Consider the following 4,840-nt stretch of genomic DNA (forward strand, 5'->3'; position numbering starts at 1 on the left):
TCATTGGAGTCCTCCAGCGCGAGAAGGCCGAGATCGGCGTCTACATCTCCTTTGAAGAGCCCACTAAACCCATGCAGAAGGAAGCAGCAGAAGCCGGCTTTTACAACTCACCGGCGGGCGGCCAATACCCGCGACTCCAACTCCTGACAATCAAGGATCTGCTCGAAGGTAAGAAGGCTGTGCAATACCCCCGACTGCTCGACGCCACCTTCAAGAAGGCTCCGCGGCATCGGCCAGCTGCCGCGATAAATCTATCTCTAAACCTAAGTGACGCAGAAGGCGATTCCTGAATGCGCGTCAAATTAAACCGGGAGCTTGCCTACGCCGCGAGCTTCGACGCGGGCAACCAAGCCATGAGAGCCAACGGACGCAAGACGTGGTCGAAAGAAGACCAGCTTGTCGCCTCTAACGAATTCGATCGCCTCTGGCCTACCTGCATTCACGGCTGTGAACCGGAGACTTGTAGTGACAGAGAGACCGTTAAAGACCTTCTCGAAGGCAATAAAACCGTCCAGCGCCCGCTGCACGTTCGCGAAGCCACCTTCAAAAAAGCGCCTCGCTCCCGCCCTGAAGCCGCGCAGAATCTTTCCCTCAACCTTGGCGACGATTGATTCCGGAACATCGTCTTCCACCCTGCTGCCGCGCAAAAAAATGCTCCCGCAAATCCCTTAAAACACGGCAACAGGTAAACTAGACGCTACATGAACCTCCGTAAAGCACTTCTCCTCCTGGCCGTCGCCACCTTCGTCACCGCCACTGCCCACGCCCAGTTAGGCGTCTATGGGACCTTCACCGCGAACCGCCTCAGCGGTCTCAAGACCTCGCCCGAGGCCACCACCCCCGGAGCCATCAATAACGATGTCGCCCCCCTTGGCGGCACCGGCGGCATCTACTACGACTTCTACAAGGTCGGCCACCTGGTCAAGCTGGGTGTGGACGCGCGCGGCAGCATCACCACCACCAAGCGCGGAGCCTATATCAACGCCAACGGCGGCGGCGCCCGCGTCGACTCCGGTCTGTTCGGCATCCGCGCCGTCTTCAACGCGCCCGTCCTGCACACCATCCTTCGCCCGTACATCCAGGGCTCGGTCGGAATCGGACGCAGCAATTACGGCATCCTCTACGGAAACAACGGCATCGTGATGAAAAATAACTTCGAGTACATGGGCTTTGCCGGCGTAGACATTCCGATCGCCCCTTTCCTGGATTTCCGCCTGGTCGAGATCGGTGCCGGTGCCCTCAGCAACAACCACACCTACCCCCTGCAATCGGTCAGCTCGGGCATCGTCTTCCATCTGCCTTTCTAAGGAGCCTCTGATTAAGCCGTTGTTTTGTTAAGGGCACGGCTTCAGCCGTGCCGCAAGTCCAATAAAATGAATGGGGCTTTAGCCGCTGAGGTAAGTCTCTGGGAGTAAATCAGAGCATCCCTAAAGAAAAATAAGCCGAAGCTGTTTTTAGAAAACAGTCCGAGGCTGGTTTAAAGGAGAGGGGCCAAGTCTTGCGCATCGCTCTGTTCGGCGGCACCTTCGACCCTCCCCACCTCGGCCACCTGGCCATCGCTACCGCCGCCGCCGACGCCGACGCCTTTCAGCTCGACTCCGTGCTCTTCGCCCCGGCGGGCCGTCAGCCGCTCAAGCTCAACGACACCCCCTCCTCCTTCGCCGACCGCCTGGCCATGACCACCCTTGCCTGCGCCGAGGACGAGCGTTTTCACGCCTCGACCATCGACGCACCCCGCCACGACGGCCTGCCCAACTACACCGCCGACACCCTCGCCGAACTCGCCCAGACCATGCCCGCGACCGTGCTCTACAACCTTGTCGGAGCCGACAGCTTCCTCAGCCTGCCCCACTGGCGCGACCCCGCACGCCTGCTCGCGCTGGCCGAATGGATCGTCGTCAGCCGCCCCGGCTTCTCGCTCGACGACCTCTCCGCGCTCGCGCTCACGCCCGCCCAGCGCGCCCGCGTCCACCTGCTCGAGACCGTCCACGAAGAGGTCTCCGCAACCCTCCTGCGCGAGCGCCTGCGCACCGGCGACCCCTGCGCCGACCTGCTTCCCGCAACAGTCGCAGGCTACATCAAGGCCCACCGCCTCTATCTCTAAGGAACCTCTGATTAAGTCCGGTTTTGTTAAGGGCACGTCTTCAGCCGTGCCGCAAATCGCCCATCTGTCACGGGGCTTTAGCCCCCGAGGGATTGCTCAGGAACTTGAATCAGACCTCCCCTAAAGCAGAACTCTGGCTTCTGCGGCCACAACCCGCTACCATTGAAGACAAGGAGCCTCATGCCATCCACGGAAAGCAACCAGCTACTGCTCGCAGCCGCCGCGGCCTGCGAAGACAAGAAGGCGGAAGATATTCGGGTTCTCGCACTGGACCCCGCGGAGAGCGGCCTCACCGACTACTTTTTGATCTGCAATGGAACCAACGAGCGCCAGAACGTCGCCATCACCGATGAGATCGAGATTCGCCTCAAGCGCGAGTTCGGCGTCTATCCCAACTCGGTCGAGGGACGGCGTCAGGCCGAGTGGATCCTGATGGACTACGTGGACTTCATCGTCCATGTCTTCTCGCCTGAAAAGCGCGCCTTCTACGGCCTGGAGCGGCTGCGCAAGACCGCAACGTCCTTGAGCGTGGCCGACCTGAACGCCGAGCTGAAGGCAAGGATCACTACCGTCCGCGCCAAAAAAGCCTCGAGCAAAGAAGCAGAGACCAAAGTGGCAGCAAAGCCCGCCATCAAGAAGACTGCCGCAAAGACGCCAGTCAAAGTGGCAGCGAAGAAGGTCGCGTCAAAGAAAGTGGCAGCGAAGACGACGGCCGTGAAAAAGGCACCGGCAAAGAAAGCGGTAACAAAGAAAGTGGCGGCAAAGAAAGTCGCAACAAAGAAAGTGGCAACCAAAAAAGTCGCAGCGAAGAAAGCAGCGCCAAAGAAGACCGGCAAAAAGTAGCCGCCGCAATCTCAGCCATCGCACAGAACTGAAAGACAAAAAGAGCGGCCCACTTGTAGATCAAGCGGCCCGCTCTTTTTTTGTTGTTCTATCAACCTGCTGAAGTTCAAGATACGTCATCTTGACCGCGGCGAAGCACAGTGGAGAAGCCGCTGTATTTCGTCTTTAGAAGATCAGCTTGATGGCACCCTGAATCTGGCGGGCGCCGGTCGTGCCGTCGTTCTGGCCAACCTGCGACGTCGCCACACCAAAGGTCGGCGAGCCCAGGGTCAGCGAGTTGTGGCTGACCGTATCCGGCGCGGACATATTGGGATGGTTGAAGACGTTGTAGCTCTCGGCGCGGAAGACGAGCTTGACCGACTCGCGCAGGGTCTGCGTCTTCTGCAGGACCATGTCCGTATCGACGAAGCCCGCACCGTAGAACTTGTTGCGGTGGATGGAGACGCTCTCGCCAAAAGGCGCATTGGCAAAGGCGGCCTCTGAAGGACCGACGATCTTACCTTTCGCGGTGATCTGACCGCGATTGGAAGGATACGGTGCTCCAATCAGCTCCGGACGGTTGATGACGCTGGTGTGAAGGTTATCGACTCTGCCGCGAAGGTCAAAGGGCAGGCCGCTCTGCACCTGTTGGATGCCGGAGATCTGGATGCCTTCAAGAACGTGGCCGAGCAGACCGCTGTTCATGTGCGCAGCGCCCACGCCGACGGGCAGATTGTAGCTGGCCGCCGCCGTGCCGCGGTTGCGTACGTCGGAGTCCGAGTTGCCATACTCCGGCCCAAGGTCGAAGCTGTTGCGCGGAAGGCCCGCGCCGCCCGCACCCGGAACGATAGGATCGCTTCCGTTATCGAGCGCGTGCGACCAGGTGTAGCTGCCTGTGAGCGTAAGCCCGCCAAGCTGGCCGTTCATGCTGACCTGCAAAGCGTTGTAGCTTCCGCTCACGATCGAGGTCTGATACAGCTCGTGATAGAAGGCGTTGTTATTCACCATTGGACCGAAGCTGTTCCCGTTCCTATCGGTGCCGCCGGTATACAGTGCCGTGCTCTGCAAGGCGGCTGGATCGATGCCCGCGGCCAGGGCCGCCTGCACCAGATTGGGCTGCGGCGGCGCGCCATCAATCTCGCGCAGCGCGTGCGTGGTGTGGCTGCCCACGTAGTTCACCTCGACCGTCAACTGTCGGCTGATCTGGTGCTGAATGCCGATGTTATAGCTCTGGCTGGTCGGCATCTTGAGGTTGGGGGCAATCACGACCGGCGTATTGAAATCGCCGTCGGTGATGCTGGCAGACGGGGTCAGTTGCCCAGGGAAGGGGAACGTGGACAGGGTCGGCGTGGTCGGCGTCCCGTCAAAGGGATACTCGTTGAGCGTCGCCTGATAGGGCGGGTTCGACTTCGCGTTGCCGAACAGGTTGTCGAAGATGCGGTCGTGGAAGATACCGAAGCCGCCGCGAATCGCCGTCTTGCCGTCGCCGTTGAGGTCATAGGCAAACCCGACGCGGGGCTCGATCAGCTTCCAACTGTTGGCATAGAGCTGCCGCCCGGTGCCGGGACCGACCGACGTAAACACAAAGCCGTTCGCGGGGGTAGCCGTCGACGCGTCTCCGTAGAAGTTCGCGAAGTTGCCGTCCTTCTCGTAAGGAACGCCGTTGAAGGCGTAGCGTATGCCGAGAATCGCGGTGAACTTTGAGTTGACCTTCCACGTGTCCTGCGCGAAGGCAGCCCACTCGTGCTGGCGGAAGCGGCTGAGGTCGTTCGCGCGTCGAACTCCGGCACGGGTGAAGAACTGGTTCTCCGCGTTATTTGAAACCGCACCCTGCGCGCCCCAGATCAGGTCTTCAAACTGCGAACCCACGGGCGATACGCTGGGATCGGTACCGTTGAAGTTGTAGGACTGCGC

General features: G+C 60.3%; 5 protein-coding genes and 1 pseudogene. 5 read left to right on the plus strand and 1 reads right to left on the minus strand.

Annotated elements, in window-relative coordinates:
• The 5 genes from VMU57_RS13155 to rsfS all read left to right on the plus strand — a co-directional run.
• A partial coding sequence (locus tag VMU57_RS13155) for a hypothetical protein (RefSeq protein WP_325384116.1) occupies positions 1-290 on the plus strand: 290 nt, incomplete at its 5' end.
• Positions 291-611 (plus strand): hypothetical protein, encoded by a 321-nt coding sequence (locus tag VMU57_RS13160; RefSeq protein ID WP_325384118.1) that lies wholly within the window; start codon positions 291-293, stop codon positions 609-611. It abuts the gene before it with no gap.
• A gap of 90 nt (positions 612-701) precedes the next feature.
• Positions 702-1,307, plus strand: a complete 606-nt coding sequence (locus VMU57_RS13165) for a hypothetical protein (RefSeq protein ID WP_325384120.1) — start codon at positions 702-704, stop codon at positions 1,305-1,307.
• A 191-nt stretch (positions 1,308-1,498) separates the two neighbouring features.
• Positions 1,499-2,104 carry a nicotinate-nucleotide adenylyltransferase gene (nadD, locus tag VMU57_RS13170; protein WP_325384122.1) on the plus strand — a complete coding sequence of 202 codons (606 nt, stop codon included), beginning with the start codon at positions 1,499-1,501 and terminating at the stop codon, positions 2,102-2,104.
• A 180-nt stretch (positions 2,105-2,284) separates the two neighbouring features.
• Positions 2,285-2,947, plus strand: coding sequence for a ribosome silencing factor (gene rsfS / locus VMU57_RS13175; RefSeq protein ID WP_325384124.1), 663 nt, complete (start codon positions 2,285-2,287; stop codon positions 2,945-2,947).
• Positions 2,948-3,112: 165 nt separating this feature from the next.
• On the opposite strand, the pseudogene VMU57_RS13180 reads toward rsfS, so the two are convergent.
• A pseudogene (locus VMU57_RS13180) lies at positions 3,113-4,840 on the minus strand (hypothetical protein); the annotation flags it as partial.

Origin of the sequence: Edaphobacter sp. (genome assembly GCF_035532915.1) — a bacterium.
Taxonomy (GTDB): domain Bacteria; phylum Acidobacteriota; class Terriglobia; order Terriglobales; family Acidobacteriaceae; genus Edaphobacter.

Bases quoted from the DNA above. Each gene is read 5' to 3' on its own strand.
- VMU57_RS13165 (WP_325384120.1), top strand. From the start codon at position 702: ATGAACCTCCGTAAAGCACTTCTCCTCCTGGCCGTCGCCACCTTCGTC.
- VMU57_RS13160 (WP_325384118.1), top strand. From the start codon at position 291: ATGCGCGTCAAATTAAACCGGGAGCTTGCCTACGCCGCGAGCTTCGAC.
- rsfS (WP_325384124.1), top strand. From the start codon at position 2,285: ATGCCATCCACGGAAAGCAACCAGCTACTGCTCGCAGCCGCCGCGGCC.